Raw genomic sequence first — 26,063 nt, forward strand, 5'->3', positions numbered from 1 at the left:
TGTCGGTAGAGCCAATCCCCGCGCCATGCGCCAGCTACGATACTGGGCGCATCAACCCCTCACGAGAAAACACACATGGCCAAGCAAGCACTTATCCTAATTGATATCCAGAACGACTACTTCCCCCAAGGCAAGTGGCCATTAGCCGGTGTGGAAGCGGCGGCCGACAAGGCGCAACAGGTGCTCCACGCATTTCGTCAGGCCGGCGATGCAGTGATCCACGTGCGCCATGAGTTCACCTCGGCAGATGCGCCCTTCTTCACCCCGGGCTCTGAAGGCGCCCATATACATGCCAAGGTGCAGAACGAAAACGACGAGCCGGTGGTGCTCAAGCACTTTGTAAATGCTTTTCGCCAAACCAATCTGCGCGAATTACTCGAACGACACAGCATCACCGACCTGGTGGTCGTCGGCAGCATGAGCCACATGTGCATCGACGCCGTGGTTCGCGCAGCGGCGGACTATGGCTACAACGTGACGGTGATCCACGACGCCTGTGCTACCCGCGATCAGGAATTCAATGGCAAGACCGTTCCGGCGGCACAGGTGCATGATGCCTACATGGCGTCACTGGCCTTTGCCTACGCCAGCGTGGTGTCGGCAGACGAGTTCCTGAAGGCCTGAAGGCTGACTGTCAGCGTGTCGCGAGGACGAACAGCCGTGGAAATGGCAGCAACACCGTGCCATCGGCCAGGGCCGGGTAAGCCTCGCGGATACGCGCCAGGTAGACGTCGAGAAAAGCACCTTGCTCGGCCTCATCCAGCGGCGCCAGAAATGGCCGCAGGCCCGTGCCCTTGAACCATTCCACCACCGCCTCATGGCCGCTGAGCGGATGGTAATAGGTGGTGTGCCATACATCGACGGTGCTGCAATGCTTGTTCAGCATCTCGTAGTAATCACGTGCCCCGTGGCGCTCGTTGTGCTTGACCGCACCGATCTTGTCCGCCCACGGCCCTTGCGCTGCCACTTCACGGGCCAGGCGGTGGGCGGGCTCGTTGAGGTTGTCCGGGGTTTGCACCGCCAGCGTCCCGCCCGGCGTCAATTGCGCCACCAGGTGCGGATAGAGGGTGGCGTGGTCCGGTACCCACTGCAGCGAGGCGTTGGCGAGGATCACATCAAACTGTCGCGCAGGCTTCCAGGCGCCGATATCGGCCAATTCAAAGTTGAGTGCCGGCAGCCGCTCACGGGCGCTGACCAGCATGTCCTGCGAGCTGTCCAAGCCAGTAATCGTCGCCTGGGGGAAACGCTCGGCCAACACCTCGGTGGAGTTGCCGGGGCCACACCCCAGGTCGACTGCAGTTCGTACGTCGCCTGCGGGAATGGCGGCGACCAGATCCCGGACGGGACGGGTGCGCTGTTGTTCAAACATCGAATACTGCCGGGCAGACCAGGTCATCGGGGCTTCCTTCTTGGTTAAGGGAGTGCGCTACAGCCTAAATCTTGTGACGCCTAGGGACAAATGCCAGAGCCGGGGAGTTTCCCTACCTAAAAACAAGAAACCCCCGAGGCAAATGCCAGCGGGGGTTCCTGGTGTTACGGGATAGTCCGGGCCAAGGTGGCCTTAGAACGGAATATCATCATCAAAACTGTCGAAGTCAGCGGCTGGCTGTGGTGCCGCCTGCTGTGGCGCTGGACGCGACTCACGCTGTGGCTGCTGGCTTGGCTGCGGACGGGACTGCTGTGGACGCGGTGCCGAGTTGGACATGCCGCCCTGGCCCTGTTGGTCGCCCTGTGGACGGCCGCCCAGCAGTTGCATGGTGCCTTGCATGTCGACCACGATTTCTGTGGTGTAACGCTTGATGCCGTCTTTTTCCCACTCGCGGGTCTGCAGTTTGCCTTCGATGTAGACCTGCGAACCCTTGCGCAGGTATTCACCGGCGATCTCTGCAACCTTGCCGAACATCGACACACGGTGCCATTCGGTTTTCTCGACCTTCTGGCCGGTCTGCTTGTCGGTCCACTGTTCGCTGGTCGCCAGACTCAGGTTGGTCACGGCGTTACCGTTAGGCAAGTAGCGAACTTCGGGATCCTGGCCGCATGTACCGACCAATATGACTTTGTTAACCCCACGGGCCATAACGTTCTCCTAGGCTGGGCGCGCTGTCGGCACTGGGTTGACCAGTTGCTCGAGCGTCGCGCGATCCAATAGTTCGGTGTCCAATTTGATGTAAATGGCCGCTTCTTCCGCGACCACGACTGCATCTGTTACCCCTACGACGGCCTTCAGGCGTTCTACCAGACCGCTTTCACGGATCGCCTCGGGCGATAGCGGCAAACGCAGACTTGTGACGTAGGGAGGTTCGCGCATGGTAACAGCAAAGACCAGCCAAAGTGCAGCCAGCCCGGCGCATCCGAGGAACACAACCGACAAACCGCCATGCTGGAACATCCAGCCGCCCATGATGCCGCCCAGCGCCGAACCGAGGAACTGGCTGGTGGAATACACCCCCATTGCCGTGCCTTTGCCGCCTGCCGGTGACACTTTACTGATCAGCGAAGGCAGTGACGCCTCCAGCAGGTTGAACGCGGTGAAAAACACCACCGTGCCGATTACCAGTGCCCGTAGGCTGTCGCCGAACTGCCAGAAGAATAGTTCAGTGAGCATCAATGTCGCGACGGCGCCGAGCAAAACTCGTTTCATTTTGCGTTTCTTCTCGCCATAGATGATGAACGGGATCATGGCGAAGAACGAAATCAGCAATGCGGTCAGGTACACCCACCAGTGCTCCTCCTTGGGCAACCCGGCCTTTTCCACCAGCGCCAGGGGCAAGGCGACGAAGCTGCACATCAACATCGCGTGCAATACGAAGATACCTAAATCCAGGCGCAGCAGATCCGGGTGCTTGAGGGTCGGTAGCAGCGCCTGCTTCGCCACGCCCGATTCACGGTGCTGCAGCGGCCCGGTGGAGCGCGGCACCATAAAGGCCACGATCACGATACCCAACAGGGCCATGCCGCCAGTGGCCAGGAACAGGCCGTGCAAGCCAAAGGCGCGGGTCAGCAAGGGACCGACCACCATGGCCACGGCAAACGAAAGGCCGATGGTCATGCCGATCATGGCCATGGCCTTGGTGCGATGTTGTTCGCGGGTCAGGTCCGACAACAGCGCCATCACCGCCGCAGAAATCGCCCCGGCGCCCTGCAGGATACGTCCGGCGATCACGCCCCAGATCGAATCGGCATTGGCCGCCAGCACACTGCCCAGGGCAAAGATGATCAGCCCCAGGTAGATCACCGGTCGGCGGCCAATGCGGTCGGAAATGATCCCGAACGGAATCTGGAAAATCGCCTGGGTCAGGCCATAGGCGCCAATCGCCAGGCCGATCAGGGCCGGGGTCGCGCCTGCGAGGTCCATGCCATAGGTCGCCAGTACCGGCAACACCATAAACATGCCCAGCATACGGAAGGCGAACACCAGGGCCAGACCGCTTGCTGCTCGGGTCTCGCCGCTACTCATGCGTTCGCTGTGGGGATCGTGCATGGAAAAACCTCGTGTGAACCGGCGGCGATTCTACCAGTCCCATCGTTTGAGAGGGTATATGCGGCGCTTTGCCGCGCAGCTTTCATGTAAGGCTGAAATGGGCAAACTGACAGTGTATATTCATCCAGTCTTTAACCGTATACTCCTGCATTATTTATACGCCCGCCGTGCGAGGCCATCTTGGACAAGATCCTGATTCGTGGGGCTAGAACCCACAACCTGAAGAACATCGACCTGACCCTGCCCCGGGACAAACTGATTGTCATCACCGGCTTGTCCGGGTCCGGCAAATCATCGCTGGCGTTCGACACGCTGTATGCCGAAGGCCAGCGTCGTTATGTGGAGTCGCTGTCGGCCTATGCCCGGCAGTTCCTGTCGATGATGGAAAAGCCTGATGTCGACACCATCGAAGGCCTGTCGCCAGCCATTTCCATCGAACAGAAGTCGACCTCCCACAACCCGCGCTCCACCGTGGGCACCATTACCGAAATCTACGATTACCTGCGCTTGCTGTATGCACGCGTCGGTATTCCGCGCTGCCCGGATCACGATATCCCGCTGGAAGCCCAGACCGTCAGCCAGATGGTCGACCTGGTGCTGGCCCAGCCGGAAGGCGCCAAGCTGATGCTGCTGGCGCCGGTGATTCGTGAGCGCAAGGGCGAGCACCTGTCGGTCTTCGAAGAGTTGCGCGCCCAGGGCTTTGTCCGCGCCCGGATCAACGGCAAGCTGTATGAGCTGGATGAAGCGCCGAAGCTGGATAAACAGAAGAAGCACACCATTGATGTGGTGGTCGACCGTTTCAAGGTGCGTGCCGATCTGCAGCAACGCCTGGCGGAGTCGTTCGAGACCGCGCTGAAGCTGGCAGACGGTATTGCCCTGGTGGCGCCGATGGACGACGAGCCGGGCGAAGAAATCATCTTCTCCGCGCGCTTCGCCTGCCCGATCTGCGGCCACGCCATCAGTGAGCTGGAACCCAAGCTGTTCTCCTTCAACAACCCGGCTGGCGCCTGTCCGACCTGTGATGGGCTGGGGGTCAAGCAGTTCTTCGATATCAAGCGTCTGGTCAATGGCGACCTGACGCTGGCGGAGGGCGCGATACGTGGTTGGGACCGGCGCAATGTGTACTACTTCCAGATGCTCGGGTCGTTGGCTGCCCACTATAAATTCAGTCTGGAAGTGCCTTTCAACGAGCTGCCGGCCGAGCAGCAAAAAGTCATCCTGCACGGCAGCGGCTCGCAGAACGTCGACTTCAAGTACCTGAATGATCGTGGCGACATCGTCAAGCGCTCCCACCCGTTCGAAGGCATCGTGCCTAACCTGGAACGGCGCTACCGGGAAACCGAGTCGGCCAGTGTGCGCGAGGAGCTGGCCAAGTTCCTCAGCACCCAGCCCTGCCCGGATTGCCGCGGCACCCGTTTGCGTCGCGAGGCCCGCCACGTCTGGGTCGGCGAGAAAACCCTGCCGGCCGTGACCAACCTGCCCATCGGCGATGCCTGCGAATACTTCGGCGTATTGAAGCTGACCGGGCGACGCGGCGAAATTGCCGACAAGATCCTCAAGGAAATTCGCGAGCGTCTGCAGTTCCTGGTCAATGTGGGGTTGGATTACCTGTCCCTGGATCGCAGTGCCGACACCCTGTCTGGCGGCGAGGCACAGCGTATACGCCTGGCCAGCCAGATCGGCGCCGGCCTGGTGGGCGTGCTGTATATTCTCGACGAGCCGTCCATCGGCCTGCACCAGCGTGACAACGATCGTCTGCTGGGCACGCTCAAGCACCTGCGGGACATCGGCAACACGGTGATCGTGGTCGAACACGATGAGGATGCCATTCGCCTGGCGGACTATGTGGTCGATATCGGCCCTGGTGCCGGCGTGCATGGCGGCCATATTGTGGCCCAGGGCACTCCAGCCGAAGTCATGGCCCATCCGGACTCATTGACAGGGAAATACCTGTCTGGCCGGGTAAAAATCGAAGTGCCGGCCAAACGTACGCCACGCAACAAAAAACAGGCGCTGCACCTCAAGGGCGCGCGCGGCAACAACCTGCGCAATGTCGACCTGGAAATCCCCCTGGGCCTGCTGACCTGCGTGACCGGTGTATCCGGCTCTGGCAAGTCGACGCTGATCAACAACACGCTGTTCCCCCTCAGTGCCACGGCACTGAACGGTGCCACCACCCTGGAAGCTGCCGCCCATGACAGCATCAAGGGCCTGGAGCTGCTGGATAAAGTGGTGGATATCGACCAGAGCCCGATCGGTCGCACGCCCCGCTCCAACCCTGCAACCTATACCGGGCTGTTCACGCCGATTCGCGAACTGTTCGCCGGTGTGCCGGAGTCCCGCTCGCGGGGTTATGGGCCAGGGCGCTTCTCCTTCAACGTCAAGGGCGGGCGCTGCGAGGCGTGCCAGGGCGATGGCCTGATCAAGGTCGAGATGCACTTCCTCCCGGACATCTACGTGCCGTGCGATGTGTGCAAGAGCAAGCGTTACAACCGCGAAACCCTGGAGATCAAGTACAAGGGCAAGAACATCCATGAAACCCTCGAGATGACCATCGAGGAGGCGCGGGTGTTCTTTGACGCAGTGCCGGCCCTGGCACGCAAACTCCAGACCCTGATGGACGTGGGCTTGTCGTATATCAAACTAGGGCAGTCGGCGACTACGCTGTCCGGTGGTGAGGCGCAGCGGGTGAAGCTGTCTCGCGAGCTGTCCAAGCGCGATACCGGCAAGACCTTGTATATCCTCGATGAGCCGACCACCGGCTTGCACTTTGCGGATATTCAGCAGTTGCTCGACGTACTGCACCGCCTGCGCGACCACGGCAACACGGTAGTCGTGATCGAGCACAACCTGGATGTAATCAAGACGGCCGACTGGCTCGTGGACCTTGGGCCGGAAGGCGGCTCCAAGGGTGGGCAGATTATTGCGGTGGGTACGCCGGAGCAGGTTTCCGAGATGCCGCAGTCCCACACTGGCTACTATCTGAAGCCGTTGCTGGCGCGCGACCGGGCCTGAGTTTTCGGGCCCAACAAAAAGCCCCTGTCACCGCTATGGTGACAGGGGCTTTTTTATGCCGGCGAAATCAGAACTGCGATTGCAGGTAGTTTTCCAGACCGATCAACTTGATCAGACCCAGCTGCTTTTCCAGCCAGTAGGTGTGATCTTCTTCAGTGTCGTTCAACTGTACGCGCAGGATTTCCCGGGTCACGTAGTCGTTGTGCTTCTCGCAAAGCTCAATGCCTTTGCACAGCGCAGCGCGGACTTTGTATTCCAGGCGCAAGTCGCTGGCGAGCATCTCAGGCACGGTGGTACCGGTATCCAGGTCATCAGGACGCATACGCGGCGTGCCTTCGAGCATCAGGATACGGCGCATCAGCGCGTCGGCGTGCTGTGCCTCTTCTTCCATTTCGTGATTGATACGCTCGTAGAGCTCGGTAAAGCCCCAGTCTTCGTACATCCGCGAGTGAATGAAATATTGGTCACGAGCTGCCAGTTCGCCCGTCAGCAACGTGTTGAGGTAATCGATTACGTCGGGGTGACCTTGCATCGCCCTACATCTCCCTGCTTGAAAGGCCCTAGTTTGAACCATGCTGACCTGCAGGTCACGAGACGAACGGCAGAAAAGTGAAGATTTTCAGAGAAAAGTAGCTGAAATAACGCAAAAACCGCCCAAATGAGGGCGGTTCTGCTTATCACTTAGAGTCAGTTAAGCGATACACCCAGCGCTGTTGCGATTCCTTCTCCATAAGCTGGATCAGCTTTGAAGAAGTGCTGCAGTTGACGCTGAACCACATCACTGGAAACCCCGGCCATCGCGCCGGCGATGTTGTTAATCAACAGCGCTTTTTGCTCAGCGTTCATCAGGCGGAACAGCGCACCGGCATGGCTGTAGTAATCAGTGTCTTCGCGGTGGTCGTAACGATCGGCCGCACCACTGAGCGCCAAGGCTGGTTCTGCGTACTGCGGTGCCTGTTTTGGCGCATCGGCGTAACTGTTTGGCTCGTAGTTGGGAGCCGCACCTCCGTTGGTGCCGAACGCCATGGACCCGTCACGCTGATAGGTGTTGACCGGACTGCGTGGAGCATTCACTGGCAGGTGCTGATGGTTAGTGCCGATACGGTAGCGGTGCGCATCGGCGTAAGCGAATACACGGCCCTGCAGCATGCGATCCGGCGACAAACCGACGCCTGGCACCATGTTGCTTGGGCCGAACGCGGCCTGCTCCACTTCGGCGAAGTAGTTCTGCGGGTTGCGGTTCAACTCCAGCTCACCCACTTCAATCAACGGGAACTCTTTCTGCGACCAGGTTTTGGTTACGTCGAAGGGGTTCTCGTAGTGAGCGTTGGCCTGGGCCTCAGTCATGATCTGGATGCACACACGCCATTTAGGGAAGTCACCACGCTCAATGGCCCCAAACAGATCGCGCTGGGCGTAATCCGGATCGGTACCAGCCAGACGCGCTGCATCGGCAGGCGCCAGGTTCTTGATGCCTTGCTTGGTCTTGTAGTGCCACTTCACCCAATGACGCTCGCCATTGGCGTTGATCAAGCTGTAGGTGTGGCTACCAAAGCCATGCATATGACGGTAGCCGTCAGGGATGCCACGGTCCGAAAACAGGATGGTGACCTGGTGCAGCGCCTCAGGCGAGTGCGACCAGAAGTCCCACATCATCTGTGCACTTTTCAGGTTGCTTTGCGGCAGGCGCTTTTGAGTGTGGATAAAGTCGGGGAACTTCAGCGGGTCACGGATAAAGAACACCGGGGTGTTGTTACCAACGATGTCCCAGTTGCCTTCTTCGGTGTAGAACTTCAGCGCGAAGCCACGTGGGTCGCGCTCGGTGTCTGCCGAGCCGCGTTCACCACCTACGGTAGAGAAGCGCAGAAAGGTCGGAGTCTGCTTACCGACAGCTTCAAACAGTTTGGCACTGGTGTATTGGGTGATGTCCTTGGTAACCGTGAAGGTCCCATACGCTCCCGAGCCTTTGGCGTGTACGCGGCGCTCTGGGATGTTTTCACGGTTGAAGTGGGCAAGCTTCTCGATCAGGTGAAAGTCGTCGAGCAGCAGCGGGCCACGCGGGCCGGCGGAACGGGAATTCTGGTTATCCGCAACGGGAGCACCGCTGGCGGTTGTAAGGGTTTTATTCTGGCTCATGCTCAATCTCCTCAGGTCAGTCTTGGAACTGCCGGCTAATCGGCTTGGAGGCAGTATTGACCAGGAAGATGACACCTTCAAATGTATTAAATCATGCCACTCAATAGATTTTTACTAACACCCAATCGACTCGCATAGCCAAAGGGCAATGAGTGAACATCACGTTGCTTTTCAATCGCCCACAAAAAACCGGGCACTAGGCCCGGTTTTTCGTAGCAGACTGTCGTCTTACTCGGCGGATACAGCTTCGCCAGCAGTAGCACGATCAACCAACTCGACGTACGCCATAGGCGCGTTGTCGCCAGTGCGGAAACCGCACTTGAGGATGCGCAGGTAGCCACCCTCACGGGTAGCATAACGCTTGCCCAGGTCGTTGAAGAGCTTACCAACGATAGCTTTCGAACGAGTACGGTCGAAAGCCAGACGGCGGTTAGCCAGGCTGTCTGTCTTGGCCAAAGTGATCAGCGGCTCAGCAACGCGACGCAGTTCTTTGGCTTTCGGCAGTGTAGTTTTAATCAGCTCGTGCTCGAACAGCGACACCGCCATGTTTTGAAACATGGCCTTGCGGTGCGAGCTGGTACGGCTCAGGTGACGACCACTTTTACGATGACGCATGGTTCATTCCTTACCAAACTCACGTTCGGTGATTACGACGATCAGGCAGTCGCCTTGTCGTCCTTCTTAAGACTTGCAGGCGGCCAGTTGTCGAGGCGCATGCCGAGGGACAGACCGCGGGAGGCCAGAACGTCCTTGATTTCAGTCAAGGATTTCTTGCCCAGGTTCGGAGTCTTCAACAGTTCTACTTCGGTACGCTGAATCAGGTCACCGATGTAGTAAATGTTTTCCGCCTTAAGGCAGTTAGCCGAACGTACAGTCAGTTCCAGATCGTCAACCGGGCGAAGCAGGATCGGATCGATCTCGTCTTCCTGCTCGATTACCACTGGTTCGCTGTCACCTTTGAGGTCGACGAACGCAGCCAACTGCTGTTGCAGAATGGTTGCAGCGCGGCGAATAGCCTCTTCAGGATCCAGAGTACCGTTGGTTTCCAGATCAATAACCAGCTTGTCCAGGTTAGTACGCTGCTCGACACGGGCGTTTTCCACCACGTATGCGATACGGCGAACCGGGCTGAACGAAGAGTCAAGCTGCAAGCGACCAATGCTGCGGCTTTCGTCTTCATCGCTCTGACGCGAGTCGGCCGGTTCATAACCACGACCACGAGCTACGGTGAGCTTCATGTTCAAAGCGCCGTTAGACGCCAGGTTAGCGATTACGTGATCGGGGTTAACGATCTCGACATCATGATCCAGCTGAATATCGGCAGCGGTAACCACCCCCGAACCCTTCTTCGACAAGGTCAGCGTAACTTCGTCACGGCCGTGCAGCTTGATAGCCAGACCTTTAAGGTTCAACAGGATTTCAATTACGTCTTCCTGTACACCTTCGATGGCGCTGTACTCGTGGAGCACACCGTCAATCTCGGCCTCGACTACTGCACAGCCGGGCATTGAGGACAACAGGATGCGGCGCAGCGCGTTGCCCAGGGTGTGGCCAAAACCACGCTCGAGAGGCTCGAGAGTGATCTTGGCGCGGGTTGGACTGACAACCTGCACATCAATGTGGCGGGGTGTCAGGAACTCATTTACCGAAATCTGCATGGATGCACCTATTTTCTAGCCCTTACTTGGAGTAGAGCTCGACAATCAGGCTTTCGTTGATGTCGGCGGACAGATCACTGCGAGCAGGAACGTTCTTGAAAACGCCCGACTTCTTCTCAGTGTCTACTTCTACCCATTCTACGCGGCCACGTTGGGCACACAGATCGAGAGCTTGGACAATGCGAAGTTGGTTTTTTGCTTTCTCGCGAATCGCGACCACGTCACCAGCACGAACCTGGTAGGACGGAACGTTAACGGTTTGGCCGTTTACGCTGACGGATTTGTGCGATACCAGCTGACGGGATTCGGCACGAGTCGAACCAAAGCCCATACGGTATACAACGTTGTCCAGACGGCATTCGAGCAGTTGCAGCAGGTTTTCACCGGTTGCACCTTTCTTGCCAGCAGCTTCTTTGTAGTAGCCGCTGAACTGACGCTCGAGAACGCCGTAGATACGACGGACCTTCTGCTTTTCACGCAGTTGGGTGCCGTAATCGGACTGGCGACCGCGGCGTTGGCCGTGGATACCAGGTGCTGCTTCAATGTTGCACTTCGATTCGATCGCGCGCACGCCGCTCTTCAGGAAGAGATCGGTGCCTTCGCGACGAGCGAGTTTGCATTTTGGACCAATGTAACGAGCCATTCTTTACAATCTCCTGGATTACACGCGGCGCTTCTTCGGCGGACGGCACCCGTTGTGCGGGATTGGCGTCACGTCGGTGATGCTGGCGATCTTATAGCCACAGCCGTTCAAAGCACGGACAGCAGACTCACGACCTGGACCTGGACCCTTGACGTTAACGTCGAGGTTTTTCAGGCCATATTCCAGCGCAGCTTGACCAGCACGTTCAGCAGCTACTTGAGCAGCAAACGGGGTGGACTTGCGGGAACCGCGGAAACCCGAACCACCGGAGGTAGCCCAAGAAAGCGCGTTACCTTGACGGTCGGTGATGGTCACGATGGTGTTGTTAAAAGATGCATGGATGTGGGCGATGCCATCAACCACTGTCTTTTTAACTTTTTTACGAGGACGAGCAGCAGGTTTTGCCATGATAATTTTCCTGTCGATTCGCTGGGGCGATTACTTGCGGATCGGCTTACGCGGACCTTTACGGGTACGCGCGTTAGTCTTGGTACGCTGACCGCGCACTGGAAGACCACGACGATGACGCAGACCGCGATAGCAACCGAGGTCCATCAAACGCTTGATTTTCATGTTGATTTCGCGACGCAGGTCACCTTCAGTGGTGAACTTCGCCACTTCGCCACGCAGCAATTCAATCTGCTCGTCGCTCAGATCCTTGATCTTAGCGGCTGGGTTTACCCCAGCAACTGCGCAAATTTTCTGCGCAGTAGTGCGACCAACACCATAGATGTAGGTCAGCGAGATAACAGTGTGCTTGTTATCTGGAATGTTAACGCCTGCAATACGGGCCATTCAGTGGGACTCCAATTGACAGCTACCTACGCCCCGGAAGCCAAGAAATAGGGCGCGAGATAATATCGCTGTAATAACAAATAATCAACCCGGCAGCGCACTAGCTGCCGGGCTTCAAGCGGATCACACTCAGCCTTGGCGCTGTTTGTGACGCGGTTCCGCGCTGCAAATTACTCGAACAACACCTTCGCGGCGAATAATCTTGCAGTTACGGCACAGCTTTTTCACCGATGCACGAACTTTCATCACCAACTCCTCGAACCTTATGGGGTACTCAGCGCAACATGCCGCTGCCGTAGCCCTTCAGGTTGGCTTTCTTCATCAGGGATTCGTACTGGTGCGAAACGAGGTGCGATTGTACTTGGGACATGAAGTCCATCACAACCACGACCACGATCAGCAACGAGGTCCCGCCAAGGTAGAACGGAACGTTTGCTGCAACCACCAGGAACTGGGGCAACAAGCACACGGCCGTCATATATAGAGCACCGAACAGGGTCAAACGGGTCAGAACGCCATCAATGTAGCGCGCCGACTGCTCGCCTGGACGAATACCCGGAATAAAGGCACCGGACTTCTTCAGGTTTTCCGCTACGTCTTTCGGATTGAACATCAACGCCGTATAGAAGAAGCAGAAGAAAATAATCCCTGCACTAAACAGCAGAATATTCAACGGCTGACCAGGAGCGATCGACTGCGAGATGTCCTGCAACCAGCCCATACCTTCAGACTGACCAAACCAGGCACCCAGCGAAGCCGGGAACAGCAAAATGCTGCTCGCGAAGATAGCAGGAATAACACCGGCCATATTCACTTTCAGCGGCAAGTGGCTGGTCTGCGCAGCGAAGACCTTACGGCCCTGCTGACGCTTGGCGTAGTGAACAGCAATACGACGCTGGCCACGCTCAATGAACACCACAAAACCGATAATCGCTACTGCCAGCAAACCGATGGCAACCAAGGCGAAGATATTGATATCACCCTGACGTGCAGACTCGAAAGACTGCCCGATTGCCCTCGGAAGACCGGCGACGATACCTGCGAAAATCAACATCGAGATACCGTTGCCAACACCACGCTCAGTAATCTGCTCACCCAGCCACATCATGAACATCGCACCAGCCACAAATGTGGTTACCGCGACGAAATGGAAGCCAAAGTCACCAGTGAACGCTACGCCCTGCCCTGCCAGACCAATGGACATGCCAATAGCCTGGACAAGAGCAAGAGCGACAGTGAGGTAGCGGGTGTACTGGCTTATCTTGCGACGACCAGCTTCACCTTCCTTCTTCAACTGCTCCAGCTGCGGGCTGACGGCGCTCATCAACTGCATGATGATCGATGCCGAAATGTACGGCATGATCCCCAGTGCAAAGATGCTCATCCGCTCCAGCGCGCCGCCGGAAAACATGTTGAACAAGCTAAGAATGGTCCCCTCATTCTGTCGAAACAGGTCTGCGAGTCGGTCCGGGTTGATACCTGGAACCGGGATGTGTGCGCCTATTCGGTAGACGATAATCGCCAGGAACAGAAAACGCAGACGAGCCCAAAGTTCAGACATACCGCCTTTGCCGAGCGCTGAGAGAGCACCTTGCTTAGCCATTTATTCCTCGAACTTGCCGCCAGCTGCTTCGATAGCCGAACGCGCACCTTTGGTGGCGCCGATTCCCTTGCCGATAGTGACAGCGCGAGTCACTTCACCGGACAGCATGATTTTCACACGCTGTACGTTGACGTTGATCACGTTGGCATCTTTCAGGGTCTGCACGGTAACGATGTCGCCTTCCACTTTAGCCAGCTCGGACAGACGCACTTCTGCGCGGTCCATGGCCTTCAGGGAAACGAAACCGAACTTCGGCAGGCGACGATGCAGCGGCTGTTGACCGCCTTCAAAGCCTGGAGCGATGGTGCCACCGGAGCGGGAGGTTTGACCTTTGTGGCCACGGCCACCAGTCTTACCCAAACCGCTACCGATACCACGGCCCGGACGATGCTTTTCGCGACGGGAACCCGGCGCTGGACTCAGATCATTGAGTTTCATCGATTAACCCTCGACACGCAGCATGTAGTAAGCCTTGTTGATCATCCCGCGATTCTCGGGAGTATCCTGGACTTCTACAGTGTGACCGATGCGACGCAGACCCAAACCCTTAACGCACAATTTGTGGTTAGGGATGCGGCCGGTCATGCTTTTGATCAGCGTTACTTTAACGGTAGCCATGATCAGAAGATCTCCTTGACGCTTTTGCCACGCTTGGCGGCAATGGATTCAGGAGATTGCATAGCTTTCAAACCTTTGAAAGTGGCGTGAACCACGTTTACCGGGTTAGTCGAGCCGTAGCACTTGGCCAGAACGTTCTGAACACCAGCAACCTCGAGGACAGCACGCATAGCGCCGCCAGCGATGATACCGGTACCTTCAGAAGCAGGCTGCATGTACACCTTCGAAGCGCCGTGAGCGGACTTCATTGCGTACTGCAGAGTGGTGCCGTTCAGGTCAACTTGGATCATGTTGCGACGAGCAGCTTCCATTGCCTTCTGGATCGCAGCAGGCACTTCACGCGACTTGCCACGGCCGAAGCCAACACGGCCCTTACCATCACCAACCACGGTCAACGCGGTGAAGGTGAAGATACGGCCGCCTTTAACGGTTTTGGCTACGCGGTTAACTTGAACCAGCTTCTCAATGTAGCCTTCGTCGCGCTTTTGGTCGTTATTTGACATAACTTAGAACTCCAGCCCAGCTTCACGAGCAGCATCAGCCAGCGCTTTAACGCGGCCGTGGTACTTGAAGCCAGAGCGGTCGAAAGCCACTTGCGAGACGCCAGCGGCCTTAGCACGCGTAGCGACCAGCTGGCCAACCTTAGTGGCCGCGTCGATGTTGCCAGTGGCACCATCACGCAGTTCTTTATCCAAAGTCGAGGCGCTTGCCAGGACTTTGTTGCCGTCGGCCGAGATGACCTGGGCGTAGATGTGCTGCGACGAGCGGAACACGCAGAGACGCACGACTTCGAGTTCGTGCATTTTCAGGCGTGCTTTGCGAGCGCGACGCAGTCGAGTAACTTTTTTGTCGGTCATTTGCTATGCCCTACTTCTTCTTGGCTTCTTTACGACGGACGACTTCGTCCGCGTAGCGCACACCTTTGCCTTTGTACGGCTCTGGTGGACGGAAGTCGCGGATCTCGGCAGCCACTTGACCTACCAGCTGCTTGTCGATGCCCTTGATCAGGATATCGGTCTGGCTAGGAGTTTCAGCGGTGATGCCTTCCGGCAGTTCGTAATCCACTGGGTGCGAGAAGCCAAGGGCCAGGTTCAAAACCGTGCCTTTTGCTTGCGCTTTGTAACCAACACCGACCAGCTGGAGCTTACGCTCGAAGCCTTGGCTTACGCCTTGGACCATGTTGTTTACCAACGCACGCGTGGTACCGGCCATTGCGCGAGTTTGTTGATCGCCATTGCGAGCAGCGAAACGCAGCTCACCAGCTTCTTCAACGATCTCAACGGACGAATGGATGTTCAGTTCAAGAGTACCCTTGGCACCCTTCACCGAAAGCTGTTGGCCTGCGAATTTTACTTCGACACCGGCTGGCAGCTTAACGGGGTTCTTAGCGACGCGAGACATGCTTATCCCCCCTTAGAACACAGTGCAAAGAACTTCGCCGCCGACACCGGCAGCGCGCGCAGCACGATCCGTCATCACACCTTTGTTGGTGGAGACGATAGACACGCCAAGACCGCCACGAACTTTCGGCAGATCTTCAACGGACTTGTACTGACGCAGGCCTGGACGGCTAACGCGCTTCACTTCCTCGATGACCGGACGGCCTTCGAAGTACTTCAGCTCGATGGACAGCAGTGGCTTGATTTCGCTGCTGATCTGATAACCCGCAATGTAGCCTTCGTCTTTCAGGACTTTGGCAACAGCTACCTTCAACGTGGAAGATGGCATGCTTACGACGGACTTTTCAGCCATCTGGGCATTACGGATACGAGTTAGCATGTCCGCTAACGGGTCCTGCATACTCATGGGCTAGACGCTCCTAATACAAAAAAATTAGCCTTGCGGCTACATATGTCACCGAGAATCTCCGGGCATAAAACACACGGGCTCAGGCGAGCCGCGTATTTTAGACACACTCCGGAAATGAAACAAGCCCCAAAAGGGGCTTGTTCCAGATTCTAGGCCACCGGCGGTCAGTATCTTGCGATCCTGGCCACCGAGACTTCGAAAGTACTTACCAGCTGGCTTTAACCAGACCAGGTACGTCACCACGCATTGCCGCTTCACGCAGTTTGTTACGGCCGAGGCCGAACTTGCGGTAAACGCCGTGCGGACGACCGGTCAGGCGGCAGCGGTTACGCATGCGCGAAGCGCTTGCGTCACGTGGCTGCTTCTGCAGAGCTACTGTAGCTTCCCAACGCGCTTCTGGACTTGCGTTCAGATCAACGATGATAGCTTTCAGTGCTGCACGCTTCTTGGCGTACTTGGCAACCGTGAGCTGACGCTTCAGCTCGCGGTTTTTCATGCTCATCTTGGCCATGGTCCTACTCCAATCAGTTGCGGAACGGGAATTTGAACGCACGCAGCAGAGCGCGGCCTTCATCATCGTTCTTGGCAGTGGTGGTCAGGGTGATGTCCAGACCGCGGAGAGCATCGATCTTGTCGTAGTCGATTTCCGGGAAGATGATCTGCTCTTTCACGCCCATGCTGTAGTTACCACGACCATCGAAGGACTTGGCATTCAGGCCGCGGAAGTCGCGAACCCGAGGCAGGGAGATCGACAGCAGACGATCCAGGAACTCGTACATACGCTCACGGCGCAGAGTCACTTTGACACCGATCGGCCAACCTTCACGGACTTTAAAGCCAGCGATGGATTTCCGAGCGTAAGTCACAACGACTTTTTGACCGGTGATCTTTTCCAGGTCAGCAACAGCGTGCTCGATGACTTTTTTGTCACCGATCGCTTCGCCCAGACCCATGTTCAGGGTGATTTTGGTAACGCGCGGAACTTCCATCACGTTCGAAAGCTTAAGTTCTTCCTTAAGCTTCGGAGCGATTTCCTTCCGGTAAATCTCTTTTAGTCGTGCCATGGTCTTATCTACCTAGCAGTGTTCAAGCATCAACCGCTTTTTGGGTCGACTTGAAGACACGAATTTTCTTACCGTCTTCTACTTTGAAACCAACGCGGTCAGCCTTGTTGGTTTCGCCGTTGAAGATGGCGACGTTAGAAGCGTGCAATGGCGCTTCTTTCTCGACGATACCGCCCTGTACGCCCGACGCGGGGTTAGGCTTGGTATGACGCTTGACCAGGTTCAGACCACCAATGACCAGACGGTCATCAGCAAGAACCTTCAGCACCTTACCGCGCTTACCTTTGTCTTTGCCGGCGATCACGATGATCTCGTCGTCACGACGAATCTTTTGCATGTCGGATCTCCTTACAGCACTTCTGGGGCGAGCGAGACGATCTTCATGAACTTCTCAGTACGAAGTTCACGGGTCACTGGCCCAAAGATACGGGTGCCGATCGGCTCTTGCTTGTTGTTCAGAAGAACAGCAGCGTTGCCATCAAAGCGGATAATGGAGCCATCAGCACGACGTACGCCGTGACGAGTGCGGACTACAACAGCAGTCATCACTTGGCCTTTTTTCACTTTACCGCGAGGAATTGCTTCCTTCACGGTAACTTTGATGATGTCACCGATACCAGCGTAACGACGATGGGAGCCACCCAGCACCTTGATGCACATAACACGGCGAGCGCCGCTGTTATCGGCCACATCGAGCATGGATTGAGTCTGAATCATATAATTTCTCCGACCCCTAGTCCTTAGACTTCCACAGCGCGTTCGAGAACATCAACCAGTGCCCAAGACTTGGTCTTGGCCAGCGGACGAGTTTCACGAATAGTGACTTTGTCGCCGATGTGGCACTGATTGGTTTCGTCGTGCGCGTGCAGCTTAGTCGAACGCTTAACATATTTACCGTAGATCGGGTGCTTAACGCGACGCTCGATCAAAACGGTGATGGTTTTGTCCATCTTGTCGCTGACAACACGGCCAGTCAGCGTACGGACAGTCTTTTCGGCTTCAGCCATGATCACTTACCTGCCTGCTGGTTGAGCACAGTCTTCACGCGAGCGATGTCACGCTTAACTTGCGAGAGCAGATGAGACTGCCCCAACTGGCCAGTTGCTTTCTGCATACGCAGATTGAACTGGTCGCGCAGCAGGCCGAGCAGTTGCTCGTTCAGCTGCTGTGCGGATTTTTCACGAAGTTCATTCGCTTTCATCACATCACCGTCCGTTTAACAAAGGCGGTGGCGAGCGGCAGCTTTGCAGCAGCCAGGGCAAAAGCCTCACGCGCCAGCTCTTCAGTTACACCCTCGATTTCATACAGGACTTTGCCTGGCTGAATCTGGGCTACCCAGTATTCCACGTTACCCTTACCTTTACCCATCCGAACCTCGAGAGGTTTTTTGGAGATCGGCTTGTCCGGGAATACACGGATCCAGATCTTGCCGCCACGTTTAACGTGACGGGTCAGAGCACGACGCGCTGACTCGATCTGACGAGCGGTGAGACGACCACGAGCTACAGACTTCAGCGCGAACTCGCCGAAGCTGACTTTGCTACCGCGCTGAGCCAGACCACGGTTGTGGCCTGTCATCTGCTTGCGGAACTTCGTACGCTTAGGTTGCAACATTTGGCGTACCCCTTACTTAGCAGCTTTTTTACGAGGCGCTGGTGCTTGTGGTTTCAGTTCTTCTTGGCGACCACCAATTACTTCGCCCTTGAAGATCCAAACCTTTACACCGATCACACCGTAAGTGGTGTGAGCTTCGTAGTTGGCATAGTCGATGTCGGCACGCAGGGTGTGCAATGGCACACGACCTTCGCGATACCATTCAGTACGTGCGATTTCAGCACCGCCGAGACGACCGCTCACTTGGATTTTGATGCCTTTGGCACCAATGCGCATGGCGTTCTGTACAGCGCGCTTCATAGCACGACGGAACATTACGCGGCGCTCCAGCTGCTGAGCTACGCTCTGCGCAACCAGCATACCGTCGAGCTCCGGCTTGCGGATCTCTTCGATATTGATGTGCACAGGCACACCCATTTGCTTGGTCAGGTCCTGACGCAGTTTCTCAACATCTTCACCTTTCTTCCCGATAACGATACCTGGACGAGCGGTGTGGATGGTGATACGTGCAGTTTGCGCCGGACGATGGATATCGATACGGCTTACGGACGCGCTTTTTAGTTTGTCTTGGAGATACTCACGCACCTTCAGATCAGCGAACAAATAGTCCGCATAAGTCCGACCGTCTGCGTACCAGACGGAGGTGTGCTCCTTGACGATTCCCAGGCGAATGCCAATGGGATGTACTTTCTGACCCATCTCTTCGACTCCGTTACTTGTCAGCAACCTTGACAGTGATATGGCAAGACCGCTTGACGATGCGATCAGCACGGCCTTTGGCACGCGGCATGATACGCTTCAGCGAACGCCCTTCGTTGACGAAAACGGTGCTGACCTTCAGGTCATCAACGTCTGCGCCTTCGTTATGCTCGGCGTTGGCTACGGCCGACTCCAGCACTTTCTTCATGATCTCGGCGGCTTTCTTACTGCTGAAAGCCAACAGGTTGAGCGCTTCGCCCACCTTCTTCCCGCGGATCTGGTCGGCGACCAAGCGGGCTTTCTGGGCGGAGATTCGAGCGCCCGACAACTTAGCGGCTACTTCCATTTCCTAACCCCTTAACGCTTGGCTTTCTTGTCTGCCACGTGCCCACGATAAGTGCGGGTACCGGCAAACTCGCCCAGTTTGTGGCCGACCATGTCTTCGTTAACGAGAACTGGGACGTGCTGACGACCGTTGTGTACTGCGATGGTCAAACCGACCATTTGTGGCAGGATCATAGAACGGCGCGACCAGGTCTTAACTGGTTTGCGATCGTTCTTTTCCGCCGCCACTTCGATCTTCTTCAGTAGGTGAAGATCAATAAAAGGACCTTTTTTCAGAGAACGTGGCACTGTCGTATCCCTCTATTTACTTGCGACGACGGACGATCATTTTGTCGGTACGCTTATTACCACGAGTCTTCGCGCCCTTAGTCGGGAAGCCCCATGGCGATACCGGATGACGACCACCAGAGGTACGACCTTCACCACCACCGTGTGGGTGGTCAACCGGGTTCATGGCAACACCACGAACGGTTGGGCGAACGCCACGCCAGCGTTTGGCACCAGCTTTACCCAGCGAACGCAGGCTGTGCTCGGAGTTCGAGACTTCGCCCAGGGTCGCACGGCATTCAGCCAGTACTTTACGCATCTCACCAGAACGCAGACGCAGGGTCACGTAGACACCTTCACGAGCGATCAGCTGAGCCGAAGCACCAGCGGAACGAGCGATCTGTGCGCCTTTACCTGGCTTCAATTCGATGCCGTGTACGGTGCTACCAACTGGAATGTTACGCAGTTGCAGAGCGTTGCCCGGCTTGATCGGTGCCAGGGCACCTGCGATCAGCTGGTCGCCAGCACTCACGCCTTTAGGCGCGATGATGTAGCGACGCTCGCCATCTGCGTACAGCAGCAGAGCGATGTGAGCAGTACGGTTTGGATCGTATTCGATACGCTCGACAGTGGCAGAGATGCCATCTTTGTCGTTGCGACGGAAATCGACCAGACGATAATGCTGCTTATGGCCACCACCGATGTGACGAGTGGTAATGCGACCATTGTTGTTACGACCACCAGTCTTCGATTTCTTCTCGAGCAGCGGTGCGTGAGGAGCGCCTTTATGCAGCTCCTGGTTGACCACCTTGACCACAAAACGGCGGCCAGGGGAAGTCGGTTTGCATTTAACGATTGCCATGATGCACCCCTTCCTTACTCAGCACTGCTGCTGAAATCGAGATCTTGGCCTGGCTGAAGGGAGATAACTGCCTTCTTCCAGTCATTACGCTTGCCCAGACCGCGAGCAGTGCGCTTGCTCTTACCCAGAACATTCAGGGTAGTAACACGCTCTACTTTCACGCTGAACAGGCTTTCGACGGCCTTCTTGATTTCCAGCTTGGTTGCGTCAGTTGCAACCTTGAAAACGAACTGGCCTTTCTTGTCAGCCAGAACCGTAGCCTTTTCGGAAACGTGCGGGCCAAGCAGAACTTTAAATACGCGTTCCTGGTTCATCCCAGCAGCTCCTCGAATTTCTTCACGGCCGACACGGTGATCAACACCTTGTCGTATGCGATCAGACTAACTGGATCGGAACCTTGCACGTCACGTACATCAACGTGTGGCAGGTTGCGAGCAGCCAGGTACAGGTTCTGATCAACAGCTTCAGACACGATCAGGACATCAGTCAGACCCATGCCGTTCAGCTTGTTCAGCAGATCTTTGGTTTTCGGCGCTTCAACAGCGAAGTCCTGAACCACGACCAGACGATCAGTACGCACGAGTTCAGCAAGGATGGAGCGCAGTGCTGCGCGATACATCTTCTTGTTGAGCTTCTGAGAGTGATCCTGTGGACGAGCTGCGAAAGTGGTACCGCCGCCACGCCAGATTGGGCTACGGATAGTACCGGCACGAGCACGGCCAGTACCTTTCTGACGCCAAGGGCGCTTACCGCCACCACGAACGTCGGAACGGGTCTTTTGCTGCTTGCTACCTTGACGGCCGCCGGCCATGTAGGCCACGACTGCTTGGTGAACGAGCGTCTCGTTGAATTCGCCGCCAAATGTCAGTTCGGAAACTTCGATCGCTTGAGCGTCATTTACATTTAATTGCATGTCAGCTTCCCCTTAACCGCGAGCCTTGGCCGCTGGACGTACAACCAGGTTGCCGCCAGTAGCGCCAGGAACAGCACCCTTGACCAACAACAGATTGCGTTCAGCGTCGACGCGCACTACTTCGAGGGACTGCACGGTCACGCGCTCAGCGCCCATATGACCGGACATTTTTTTGCCCTTGAATACACGACCAGGAGTCTGGCACTGGCCAATAGAGCCCGGGACGCGGTGGGAAACGGAGTTACCGTGAGTGTTGTCTTGGCCACGGAAATTCCAACGCTTGATCGTACCCTGGAAGCCTTTACCCTTGGACTGACCGGTTACATCAACCAGTTGACCAGCGGCGAAGATTTCAGCGTTGATCAGATCGCCAGCCTGGTAGTCACCATCTTCAAGACGGAACTCCATAACAGTACGACCAGCTGCAACGTTTGCTTTAGCGAAGTGACCTGCTTGAGCAGCAGTCACGCGCGAAGCACGACGCTCGCCGACAGTGACTTGCACTGCACGATAGCCATCGGTTTCTTCAGTTTTGAACTGGGTGACGCGATTCGGCTCGATCTCAATGACCGTGACCGGAATGGAGACACCTTCTTCGGTGAAAATACGGGTCATACCGCATTTACGACCGACTACACCAATAGTCATGTTGTAAACCTCATGAGTGTACGGGGCTTTCACCCGCTATGGCCGCCCATTTCAGAGCGTTACACGACTAAGACCCGAGTCTTAGCCGAGGCTGATCTGTACTTCCACACCGGCCGCCAGATCAAGCTTCATAAGTGCATCAACGGTTTTATCCGTTGGCTGGACGATGTCCAGAACGCGCTTATGAGTACGGATCTCGTACTGGTCACGCGCGTCTTTGTTGACGTGCGGGGAGACCAGAACGGTGAACCGCTCTTTGCGGGTAGGCAGTGGAATAGGACCACGCACTTGTGCCCCAGTACGTTTCGCGGTTTCCACGATTTCCTGGGTGGATTGGTCGATCAGGCGATGGTCAAAAGCCTTCAACCTGATACGGATTTGCTGATTTTGCATTGGATTTCAGACTCCGGCTGCTATTCCCACCGAGCGCACTGCGCCCGTTAAAAGGAGGCGCAATTCTATAGACGCCCCAGATAGGTGTCAACCCAATAAAAAAGCCCCCGCTGAGCGGGGGCTTTTCAAAGCATCGAAGCTATCTCAGAAGAGATGCTTACTCGATGATTTTAGCTACAACGCCAGCACCAACGGTACGGCCGCCTTCACGGATTGCGAAGCGCAGACCGTCTTCCATTGCGATGGTTTTGATCAGGGTGACAACCATTTTGATGTTGTCGCCTGGCATTACCATTTCAACGCCTTCCGGCAGTTCGCAGTTACCAGTCACGTCAGTAGTACGGAAGTAGAACTGTGGACGGTAGCCTTTGAAGAACGGAGTGTGACGACCGCCTTCTTCTTTGCTCAGCACGTACACTTCAGCTTCGAACTTGGTGTGCGGCTTAACCGAACCTGGCTTAACCAGAACCTGGCCACGCTCAACGTCGTCACGCTTGGTACCACGCAGCAGAACGCCGCAGTTCTCGCCAGCACGACCTTCGTCAAGCAGCTTACGGAACATTTCAACACCGGTGCAGGTGGTGACGGTAGTGTCACGCAGACCAACGATTTCCAGTGGATCCTGAACCTTGACGATACCGCGCTCGATACGACCAGTTACAACAGTACCGCGACCGGAGATCGAGAATACGTCTTCGATTGGCATCAGGAACGGCTTGTCGATAACACGAACTGGATCTGGGATGTAGCTGTCCAGAGTCTCAACCAGTTTACGAACGGACGTGGTGCCCATTTCGTTATCGTCTTTGCCTTCCAGAGCCATACGAGCAGAACCGATGATGATCGGAGTGTCGTCGCCTGGGAAGTCGTAAGTGCTCAGCAGATCGCGCACTTCCATCTCAACCAGTTCCAGCAGCTCAGCGTCGTCTACCAGGTCGGCCTTGTTCAGGTAAACCACGATGTACGGAACGCCTACCTGACGGGACAGCAGGATGTGCTCACGGGTTTGTGGCATCGGACCATCAGCGGCCGAGCAAACCAGGATTGCGCCGTCCATCTGGGCAGCACCGGTGATCATGTTCTTCACATAGTCAGCGTGACCTGGGCAGTCAACGTGAGCGTAGTGACGGATCAGCGAGTTGTATTCAACGTGCGCGGTGTTGATGGTGATACCACGAGCTTTTTCTTCTGGCGCGCTGTCGATTTTATCGAAATCAACGATTGCGGAACCGAATACTTCGGAGCAAACGCGAGTCAGAGCAGCAGTCAGAGTGGTTTTACCATGGTCAACGTGACCGATAGTGCCAACGTTGACGTGCGGTAGGGAACGATCAAATTTTTCTTTAGCCACGACAATTAACTCCTTGCCTAAAGGACTGAATCAGCCTTGTTTTTTGGATACAGTTTCAGCGATGTGCGCCGGAGCTGTGTTGTATTTTTTGAATTCCATAGAGTAGCTTGCGCGACCCTGGGACATGGAGCGAACGTCGGTCGCGTAACCGAACATCTCACCCAACGGAACCTCGGCGCGAATCACTTTGCCGGAAACCGTGTCTTCCATACCCAAGATCATGCCGCGACGACGGTTAAGGTCGCCCATGACATCACCCATATAGTCTTCAGGTGTAACAACTTCTACCGCCATGATTGGCTCAAGCAACTCACCACCGCCCTTCTGGGCCAGTTGCTTGGTTGCCATGGAAGCAGCCACCTTAAACGCCATCTCGTTGGAGTCGACGTCGTGGTAAGAACCGTCAAAAACGGTTGCTTTCAGGCCGATCAGCGGATAGCCGGCAACAACACCGTTCTTCATCTGCTCTTCGATACCCTTCTGGATAGCAGGGATGTATTCCTTAGGAACAACACCACCTACTACTTCGTTCACGAATTGCAGACCTTCCTGACCTTCGTCAGCAGGAGCAAAACGGATCCAGCAGTGACCGAACTGACCACGACCGCCGGACTGACGAACGAACTTGCCTTCGATTTCACAGTTCTTCGTGATGCGCTCACGATAGGAAACCTGAGGCTTACCGATGTTGGCTTCGACGTTGAACTCACGGCGCATCCGGTCAACCAGGATGTCCAGGTGCAACTCGCCCATGCCGGAGATGATCGTTTGACCAGTCTCTTCATCAGTCTTGACGCGGAAAGATGGATCTTCCTGAGCAAGCTTGCCCAGTGCAATACCCATTTTTTCCTGGTCATCCTTGGTCTTAGGCTCTACGGCAACCGAGATAACCGGCTCCGGGAAGTCCATGCGAACCAGGATGATTGGCTTAGCAGCGTCGCACAAGGTCTCACCAGTGGTGACATCCTTCATGCCGATCAAGGCCGCGATGTCACCAGCGCGTACTTCCTTGATCTCTTCACGGGCGTTTGCGTGCATTTGCACCATACGACCCACACGCTCTTTCTTGCCCTTGACCGAGTTGATCACGCCGTCGCCGGAGGCCAACACGCCCGAGTAAACGCGGACGAAAGTCAGGGTACCCACGAATGGGTCGGTAGCGATCTTGAACGCCAGAGCCGAGAACGGCTCGCTGTCGTCAGCGTGACGCTCCATCTCTTCTTCCTCGTTATCAGGGTTAGTACCCTTGATAGCAGGAATGTCAGTTGGAGCAGGCAGGTAGTCGATAACGGCGTCGAGAACCAGGGGAACACCCTTGTTCTTGAAGGAAGAACCGCAAACAGCCAAGACGATCTCACCAGCGATAGTACGCTGACGCAGAGCAGCCTTGATTTCCACGTTGGTGAGTTCTTCACCTTCGAGGTACTTGTTCATCAGCTCTTCGCTGGCTTCGGCAGCAGCCTCAACCAGGTTATTGCGCCACTCGTCAGCCAGCTCCTGCAATTCTGCAGGGATAGGCTTACGAACAGGAACCATACCTTTGTCGGCGTCATTCCAGTAGACGGCTTCCATGGTGATCAGATCGATCTGGCCCTGGAAGTTGTCTTCAGAACCGATAGCCAATTGGATTGGCACCGGAGTGTGACCCAGACGCTGCTTGATCTGACCGATCACGCGCAGGAAGTTCGCACCAGCACGGTCCATCTTGTTTACGTAAACAAGACGTGGAACACCGTACTTGTTGGCTTGACGCCATACGGTTTCCGACTGAGGCTCAACGCCCGAAGTACCGCAGAACACAACGACCGCGCCGTCGAGTACACGCAGGGAACGCTCAACTTCAATGGTGAAGTCTACGTGGCCCGGGGTATCGATTACGTTGAAGCGGTGCTCGTCCTTGTACTGCTTGGCAGAACCTTTCCAGAAGGCGGTAATAGCAGCAGAAGTAATGGTAATACCACGCTCCTGCTCCTGAACCATCCAGTCTGTGGTCGCGGCGCCATCATGCACCTCGCCCATTTTGTGACTTTTGCCGGTGTAAAACAGTACGCGCTCGGTGGTGGTGGTTTTACCAGCATCCACGTGAGCAACGATACCGATGTTACGGTAGCGGCTAATCGGAGTAGTACGAGCCATAAAGCCCTCGCAA

Annotated in this window: 37 protein-coding genes; 2 read left to right on the forward strand and 35 right to left on the reverse strand. The window is 56.1% G+C overall.

Going from position 1 to position 26,063, the window contains the following annotated elements:
• The first annotated feature begins 75 nt into the window (after positions 1 to 75).
• A complete protein-coding gene (locus PSH80_RS23810) occupies positions 76 to 624 on the forward strand; it encodes a cysteine hydrolase family protein (RefSeq protein ID WP_057960761.1) in 549 nt (182 codons plus the stop codon).
• A gap of 10 nt (positions 625 to 634) precedes the next feature.
• On the opposite strand, the gene tam is transcribed toward PSH80_RS23810, so the two are convergent.
• The 3 genes from tam to PSH80_RS23825 form a co-directional block, all read right to left on the reverse strand.
• A complete protein-coding gene (gene tam, locus PSH80_RS23815) occupies positions 635 to 1,396 on the reverse strand; it encodes a trans-aconitate 2-methyltransferase (protein WP_289140285.1) in 762 nt (253 codons plus the stop codon).
• A gap of 165 nt (positions 1,397 to 1,561) precedes the next feature.
• Positions 1,562 to 2,077 carry a single-stranded DNA-binding protein gene (locus PSH80_RS23820; RefSeq protein WP_017849542.1) on the reverse strand — a complete coding sequence of 172 codons (516 nt, stop codon included), beginning with the start codon at positions 2,075 to 2,077 and terminating at the stop codon, positions 1,562 to 1,564.
• A 9-nt stretch (positions 2,078 to 2,086) separates the two neighbouring features.
• The gene (locus PSH80_RS23825) at positions 2,087 to 3,481 is read right to left on the reverse strand and encodes an MFS transporter (protein WP_057960763.1); all 1,395 of its coding nucleotides are present in this window, start codon (positions 3,479 to 3,481) and stop codon (positions 2,087 to 2,089) included.
• Between the two features lie 180 nt (positions 3,482 to 3,661).
• On the opposite strand from PSH80_RS23825, the gene uvrA reads away from it, so the two are divergent.
• Positions 3,662 to 6,496 carry an excinuclease ABC subunit UvrA gene (gene uvrA, locus PSH80_RS23830; RefSeq protein WP_029299403.1) on the forward strand — a complete coding sequence of 945 codons (2,835 nt, stop codon included), beginning with the start codon at positions 3,662 to 3,664 and terminating at the stop codon, positions 6,494 to 6,496.
• Between the two features lie 67 nt (positions 6,497 to 6,563).
• On the opposite strand, the gene bfr is transcribed toward uvrA, so the two are convergent.
• The 32 genes from bfr to fusA all read right to left on the reverse strand — a co-directional run bounded on the left by bfr (position 6,564) and on the right by fusA (position 26,050).
• Positions 6,564 to 7,028, reverse strand: coding sequence for a bacterioferritin (gene bfr, locus PSH80_RS23835; protein WP_029299402.1), 465 nt, complete (start codon positions 7,026 to 7,028; stop codon positions 6,564 to 6,566).
• Between the two features lie 155 nt (positions 7,029 to 7,183).
• Complete coding sequence (locus tag PSH80_RS23840; RefSeq protein WP_057438748.1) at positions 7,184 to 8,632, reverse strand: catalase; 1,449 nt, start codon at positions 8,630 to 8,632, stop codon at positions 7,184 to 7,186.
• Between the two features lie 228 nt (positions 8,633 to 8,860).
• A complete protein-coding gene (gene rplQ / locus PSH80_RS23845) occupies positions 8,861 to 9,247 on the reverse strand; it encodes a 50S ribosomal protein L17 (RefSeq protein WP_007918448.1) in 387 nt (128 codons plus the stop codon).
• Between the two features lie 41 nt (positions 9,248 to 9,288).
• A complete protein-coding gene (gene rpoA / locus PSH80_RS23850; RefSeq protein WP_003176403.1) occupies positions 9,289 to 10,290 on the reverse strand; it encodes a DNA-directed RNA polymerase subunit alpha in 1,002 nt (333 codons plus the stop codon).
• A 22-nt stretch (positions 10,291 to 10,312) separates the two neighbouring features.
• Positions 10,313 to 10,933, reverse strand: a complete 621-nt coding sequence (gene rpsD / locus PSH80_RS23855) for a 30S ribosomal protein S4 (RefSeq protein ID WP_003210056.1) — start codon at positions 10,931 to 10,933, stop codon at positions 10,313 to 10,315.
• An 18-nt stretch (positions 10,934 to 10,951) separates the two neighbouring features.
• Positions 10,952 to 11,341: a 30S ribosomal protein S11 gene (rpsK, locus tag PSH80_RS23860; RefSeq protein WP_002555466.1), complete on the reverse strand. Its 390-nt coding sequence runs from the start codon at positions 11,339 to 11,341 to the stop codon at positions 10,952 to 10,954.
• Positions 11,342 to 11,371: 30 nt separating this feature from the next.
• Complete coding sequence (rpsM, locus tag PSH80_RS23865) at positions 11,372 to 11,728, reverse strand: 30S ribosomal protein S13 (protein WP_024077676.1); 357 nt, start codon at positions 11,726 to 11,728, stop codon at positions 11,372 to 11,374.
• A gap of 129 nt (positions 11,729 to 11,857) precedes the next feature.
• Positions 11,858 to 11,974, reverse strand: a complete 117-nt coding sequence (gene rpmJ, locus PSH80_RS23870; RefSeq protein ID WP_002555468.1) for a 50S ribosomal protein L36 — start codon at positions 11,972 to 11,974, stop codon at positions 11,858 to 11,860.
• Positions 11,975 to 12,002: 28 nt separating this feature from the next.
• On the reverse strand, positions 12,003 to 13,331 hold the full coding sequence (gene secY, locus PSH80_RS23875) for a preprotein translocase subunit SecY (RefSeq protein WP_038443739.1): 1,329 nt from the start codon (positions 13,329 to 13,331) through the stop codon (positions 12,003 to 12,005).
• Entirely contained in the window at positions 13,332 to 13,769 is a 438-nt protein-coding gene (rplO, locus tag PSH80_RS23880) for a 50S ribosomal protein L15 (protein WP_003176407.1), read from the reverse strand.
• Between the two features lie 3 nt (positions 13,770 to 13,772).
• Complete coding sequence (gene rpmD / locus PSH80_RS23885) at positions 13,773 to 13,949, reverse strand: 50S ribosomal protein L30 (protein ID WP_003176408.1); 177 nt, start codon at positions 13,947 to 13,949, stop codon at positions 13,773 to 13,775.
• 2 nt (positions 13,950 to 13,951) lie between these two features.
• Complete coding sequence (gene rpsE, locus PSH80_RS23890; protein ID WP_003186035.1) at positions 13,952 to 14,452, reverse strand: 30S ribosomal protein S5; 501 nt, start codon at positions 14,450 to 14,452, stop codon at positions 13,952 to 13,954.
• Positions 14,453 to 14,455: 3 nt separating this feature from the next.
• A complete protein-coding gene (gene rplR, locus PSH80_RS23895; protein ID WP_003186037.1) occupies positions 14,456 to 14,806 on the reverse strand; it encodes a 50S ribosomal protein L18 in 351 nt (116 codons plus the stop codon).
• 10 nt (positions 14,807 to 14,816) lie between these two features.
• A complete protein-coding gene (rplF, locus tag PSH80_RS23900; protein WP_003176412.1) occupies positions 14,817 to 15,350 on the reverse strand; it encodes a 50S ribosomal protein L6 in 534 nt (177 codons plus the stop codon).
• Between the two features lie 12 nt (positions 15,351 to 15,362).
• Positions 15,363 to 15,755: a 30S ribosomal protein S8 gene (rpsH, locus tag PSH80_RS23905; RefSeq protein WP_017848802.1), complete on the reverse strand. Its 393-nt coding sequence runs from the start codon at positions 15,753 to 15,755 to the stop codon at positions 15,363 to 15,365.
• 208 nt (positions 15,756 to 15,963) lie between these two features.
• Positions 15,964 to 16,269 (reverse strand): 30S ribosomal protein S14, encoded by a 306-nt coding sequence (gene rpsN, locus PSH80_RS23910; RefSeq protein WP_003176414.1) that lies wholly within the window; start codon positions 16,267 to 16,269, stop codon positions 15,964 to 15,966.
• A gap of 13 nt (positions 16,270 to 16,282) precedes the next feature.
• The gene (gene rplE / locus PSH80_RS23915) at positions 16,283 to 16,822 is read right to left on the reverse strand and encodes a 50S ribosomal protein L5 (RefSeq protein ID WP_003210069.1); all 540 of its coding nucleotides are present in this window, start codon (positions 16,820 to 16,822) and stop codon (positions 16,283 to 16,285) included.
• A 22-nt stretch (positions 16,823 to 16,844) separates the two neighbouring features.
• Positions 16,845 to 17,159 (reverse strand): 50S ribosomal protein L24, encoded by a 315-nt coding sequence (gene rplX / locus PSH80_RS23920; protein ID WP_029299388.1) that lies wholly within the window; start codon positions 17,157 to 17,159, stop codon positions 16,845 to 16,847.
• Between the two features lie 11 nt (positions 17,160 to 17,170).
• Entirely contained in the window at positions 17,171 to 17,539 is a 369-nt protein-coding gene (gene rplN / locus PSH80_RS23925; RefSeq protein WP_002555479.1) for a 50S ribosomal protein L14, read from the reverse strand.
• A 23-nt stretch (positions 17,540 to 17,562) separates the two neighbouring features.
• Positions 17,563 to 17,829, reverse strand: coding sequence for a 30S ribosomal protein S17 (gene rpsQ / locus PSH80_RS23930; protein WP_003176419.1), 267 nt, complete (start codon positions 17,827 to 17,829; stop codon positions 17,563 to 17,565).
• 2 nt (positions 17,830 to 17,831) lie between these two features.
• A complete protein-coding gene (rpmC, locus tag PSH80_RS23935) occupies positions 17,832 to 18,023 on the reverse strand; it encodes a 50S ribosomal protein L29 (protein ID WP_002555481.1) in 192 nt (63 codons plus the stop codon).
• The gene (rplP, locus tag PSH80_RS23940; protein WP_003232424.1) at positions 18,023 to 18,436 is read right to left on the reverse strand and encodes a 50S ribosomal protein L16; all 414 of its coding nucleotides are present in this window, start codon (positions 18,434 to 18,436) and stop codon (positions 18,023 to 18,025) included. Before rplP ends, rpmC begins: the two co-directional genes overlap by 1 nt.
• A gap of 12 nt (positions 18,437 to 18,448) precedes the next feature.
• On the reverse strand, positions 18,449 to 19,135 hold the full coding sequence (rpsC, locus tag PSH80_RS23945; protein WP_003176422.1) for a 30S ribosomal protein S3: 687 nt from the start codon (positions 19,133 to 19,135) through the stop codon (positions 18,449 to 18,451).
• Positions 19,136 to 19,148: 13 nt separating this feature from the next.
• Positions 19,149 to 19,481 carry a 50S ribosomal protein L22 gene (gene rplV, locus PSH80_RS23950; RefSeq protein ID WP_003103908.1) on the reverse strand — a complete coding sequence of 111 codons (333 nt, stop codon included), beginning with the start codon at positions 19,479 to 19,481 and terminating at the stop codon, positions 19,149 to 19,151.
• 11 nt (positions 19,482 to 19,492) lie between these two features.
• Positions 19,493 to 19,768 (reverse strand): 30S ribosomal protein S19, encoded by a 276-nt coding sequence (rpsS, locus tag PSH80_RS23955; RefSeq protein ID WP_002555486.1) that lies wholly within the window; start codon positions 19,766 to 19,768, stop codon positions 19,493 to 19,495.
• 16 nt (positions 19,769 to 19,784) lie between these two features.
• Complete coding sequence (gene rplB / locus PSH80_RS23960; protein WP_003176423.1) at positions 19,785 to 20,609, reverse strand: 50S ribosomal protein L2; 825 nt, start codon at positions 20,607 to 20,609, stop codon at positions 19,785 to 19,787.
• Between the two features lie 14 nt (positions 20,610 to 20,623).
• On the reverse strand, positions 20,624 to 20,923 hold the full coding sequence (gene rplW, locus PSH80_RS23965) for a 50S ribosomal protein L23 (RefSeq protein WP_002555488.1): 300 nt from the start codon (positions 20,921 to 20,923) through the stop codon (positions 20,624 to 20,626).
• Positions 20,920 to 21,522 (reverse strand): 50S ribosomal protein L4, encoded by a 603-nt coding sequence (gene rplD / locus PSH80_RS23970; RefSeq protein WP_057438746.1) that lies wholly within the window; start codon positions 21,520 to 21,522, stop codon positions 20,920 to 20,922. Before rplD ends, rplW begins: the two co-directional genes overlap by 4 nt.
• Before the next feature lie 12 nt (positions 21,523 to 21,534).
• Positions 21,535 to 22,170: a 50S ribosomal protein L3 gene (gene rplC, locus PSH80_RS23975; protein ID WP_003194649.1), complete on the reverse strand. Its 636-nt coding sequence runs from the start codon at positions 22,168 to 22,170 to the stop codon at positions 21,535 to 21,537.
• Positions 22,171 to 22,251: 81 nt separating this feature from the next.
• On the reverse strand, positions 22,252 to 22,563 hold the full coding sequence (gene rpsJ, locus PSH80_RS23980; protein WP_003186070.1) for a 30S ribosomal protein S10: 312 nt from the start codon (positions 22,561 to 22,563) through the stop codon (positions 22,252 to 22,254).
• A 157-nt stretch (positions 22,564 to 22,720) separates the two neighbouring features.
• Positions 22,721 to 23,914: an elongation factor Tu gene (gene tuf, locus PSH80_RS23985; RefSeq protein ID WP_003176426.1), complete on the reverse strand. Its 1,194-nt coding sequence runs from the start codon at positions 23,912 to 23,914 to the stop codon at positions 22,721 to 22,723.
• A 30-nt stretch (positions 23,915 to 23,944) separates the two neighbouring features.
• Positions 23,945 to 26,050 carry an elongation factor G gene (gene fusA / locus PSH80_RS23990; protein ID WP_029299268.1) on the reverse strand — a complete coding sequence of 702 codons (2,106 nt, stop codon included), beginning with the start codon at positions 26,048 to 26,050 and terminating at the stop codon, positions 23,945 to 23,947.
• Between the last annotated feature and the right edge of the window lie 13 nt (positions 26,051 to 26,063).

This window comes from Pseudomonas sp. FP818, from assembly GCF_030687335.1.
GTDB lineage: Bacteria > Pseudomonadota > Gammaproteobacteria > Pseudomonadales > Pseudomonadaceae > Aquipseudomonas > Aquipseudomonas shahriarae.

Bases quoted from the DNA above. Each gene is read 5' to 3' on its own strand.
- PSH80_RS23810 (WP_057960761.1), top strand. From the start codon at position 76: ATGGCCAAGCAAGCACTTATCCTAATTGATATCCAGAACGACTACTTC.
- tam (WP_289140285.1), bottom strand. From the start codon at position 1,396: ATGACCTGGTCTGCCCGGCAGTATTCGATGTTTGAACAACAGCGCACC.
- PSH80_RS23820 (WP_017849542.1), bottom strand. From the start codon at position 2,077: ATGGCCCGTGGGGTTAACAAAGTCATATTGGTCGGTACATGCGGCCAG.
- PSH80_RS23825 (WP_057960763.1), bottom strand. From the start codon at position 3,481: ATGCACGATCCCCACAGCGAACGCATGAGTAGCGGCGAGACCCGAGCA.
- bfr (WP_029299402.1), bottom strand. From the start codon at position 7,028: ATGCAAGGTCACCCCGACGTAATCGATTACCTCAACACGTTGCTGACG.
- PSH80_RS23840 (WP_057438748.1), bottom strand. From the start codon at position 8,632: ATGAGCCAGAATAAAACCCTTACAACCGCCAGCGGTGCTCCCGTTGCG.
- rplQ (WP_007918448.1), bottom strand. From the start codon at position 9,247: ATGCGTCATCGTAAAAGTGGTCGTCACCTGAGCCGTACCAGCTCGCAC.
- rpoA (WP_003176403.1), bottom strand. From the start codon at position 10,290: ATGCAGATTTCGGTAAATGAGTTCCTGACACCCCGCCACATTGATGTG.
- rpsD (WP_003210056.1), bottom strand. From the start codon at position 10,933: ATGGCTCGTTACATTGGTCCAAAATGCAAACTCGCTCGTCGCGAAGGC.
- rpsK (WP_002555466.1), bottom strand. From the start codon at position 11,341: ATGGCAAAACCTGCTGCTCGTCCTCGTAAAAAAGTTAAAAAGACAGTG.
- rpsM (WP_024077676.1), bottom strand. From the start codon at position 11,728: ATGGCCCGTATTGCAGGCGTTAACATTCCAGATAACAAGCACACTGTT.
- rpmJ (WP_002555468.1), bottom strand. From the start codon at position 11,974: ATGAAAGTTCGTGCATCGGTGAAAAAGCTGTGCCGTAACTGCAAGATT.
- secY (WP_038443739.1), bottom strand. From the start codon at position 13,331: ATGGCTAAGCAAGGTGCTCTCTCAGCGCTCGGCAAAGGCGGTATGTCT.
- rplO (WP_003176407.1), bottom strand. From the start codon at position 13,769: ATGAAACTCAATGATCTGAGTCCAGCGCCGGGTTCCCGTCGCGAAAAG.
- rpmD (WP_003176408.1), bottom strand. From the start codon at position 13,949: ATGGCTACCGTTAAAGTAACGCTGATCAAAAGCATGACCGGCCGCATC.
- rpsE (WP_003186035.1), bottom strand. From the start codon at position 14,452: ATGTCAAATAACGACCAAAAGCGCGACGAAGGCTACATTGAGAAGCTG.
- rplR (WP_003186037.1), bottom strand. From the start codon at position 14,806: ATGACCGACAAAAAAGTTACTCGACTGCGTCGCGCTCGCAAAGCACGC.
- rplF (WP_003176412.1), bottom strand. From the start codon at position 15,350: ATGTCTCGCGTCGCTAAGAACCCCGTTAAGCTGCCAGCCGGTGTCGAA.
- rpsH (WP_017848802.1), bottom strand. From the start codon at position 15,755: ATGAGTATGCAGGACCCGTTAGCGGACATGCTAACTCGTATCCGTAAT.
- rpsN (WP_003176414.1), bottom strand. From the start codon at position 16,269: ATGGCCAAGATGAGCATGAAAAACCGCGAGCTGAAGCGTCAGCTCACG.
- rplE (WP_003210069.1), bottom strand. From the start codon at position 16,822: ATGGCACGACTAAAAGAGATTTACCGGAAGGAAATCGCTCCGAAGCTT.
- rplX (WP_029299388.1), bottom strand. From the start codon at position 17,159: ATGCAAAAGATTCGTCGTGACGACGAGATCATCGTGATCGCCGGCAAA.
- rplN (WP_002555479.1), bottom strand. From the start codon at position 17,539: ATGATTCAGACTCAATCCATGCTCGATGTGGCCGATAACAGCGGCGCT.
- rpsQ (WP_003176419.1), bottom strand. From the start codon at position 17,829: ATGGCTGAAGCCGAAAAGACTGTCCGTACGCTGACTGGCCGTGTTGTC.
- rpmC (WP_002555481.1), bottom strand. From the start codon at position 18,023: ATGAAAGCGAATGAACTTCGTGAAAAATCCGCACAGCAGCTGAACGAG.
- rplP (WP_003232424.1), bottom strand. From the start codon at position 18,436: ATGTTGCAACCTAAGCGTACGAAGTTCCGCAAGCAGATGACAGGCCAC.
- rpsC (WP_003176422.1), bottom strand. From the start codon at position 19,135: ATGGGTCAGAAAGTACATCCCATTGGCATTCGCCTGGGAATCGTCAAG.
- rplV (WP_003103908.1), bottom strand. From the start codon at position 19,481: ATGGAAGTAGCCGCTAAGTTGTCGGGCGCTCGAATCTCCGCCCAGAAA.
- rplB (WP_003176423.1), bottom strand. From the start codon at position 20,609: ATGGCAATCGTTAAATGCAAACCGACTTCCCCTGGCCGCCGTTTTGTG.
- rplW (WP_002555488.1), bottom strand. From the start codon at position 20,923: ATGAACCAGGAACGCGTATTTAAAGTTCTGCTTGGCCCGCACGTTTCC.
- rplD (WP_057438746.1), bottom strand. From the start codon at position 21,522: ATGCAATTAAATGTAAATGACGCTCAAGCGATCGAAGTTTCCGAACTG.
- rplC (WP_003194649.1), bottom strand. From the start codon at position 22,170: ATGACTATTGGTGTAGTCGGTCGTAAATGCGGTATGACCCGTATTTTC.
- rpsJ (WP_003186070.1), bottom strand. From the start codon at position 22,563: ATGCAAAATCAGCAAATCCGTATCAGGTTGAAGGCTTTTGACCATCGC.
- fusA (WP_029299268.1), bottom strand. From the start codon at position 26,050: ATGGCTCGTACTACTCCGATTAGCCGCTACCGTAACATCGGTATCGTT.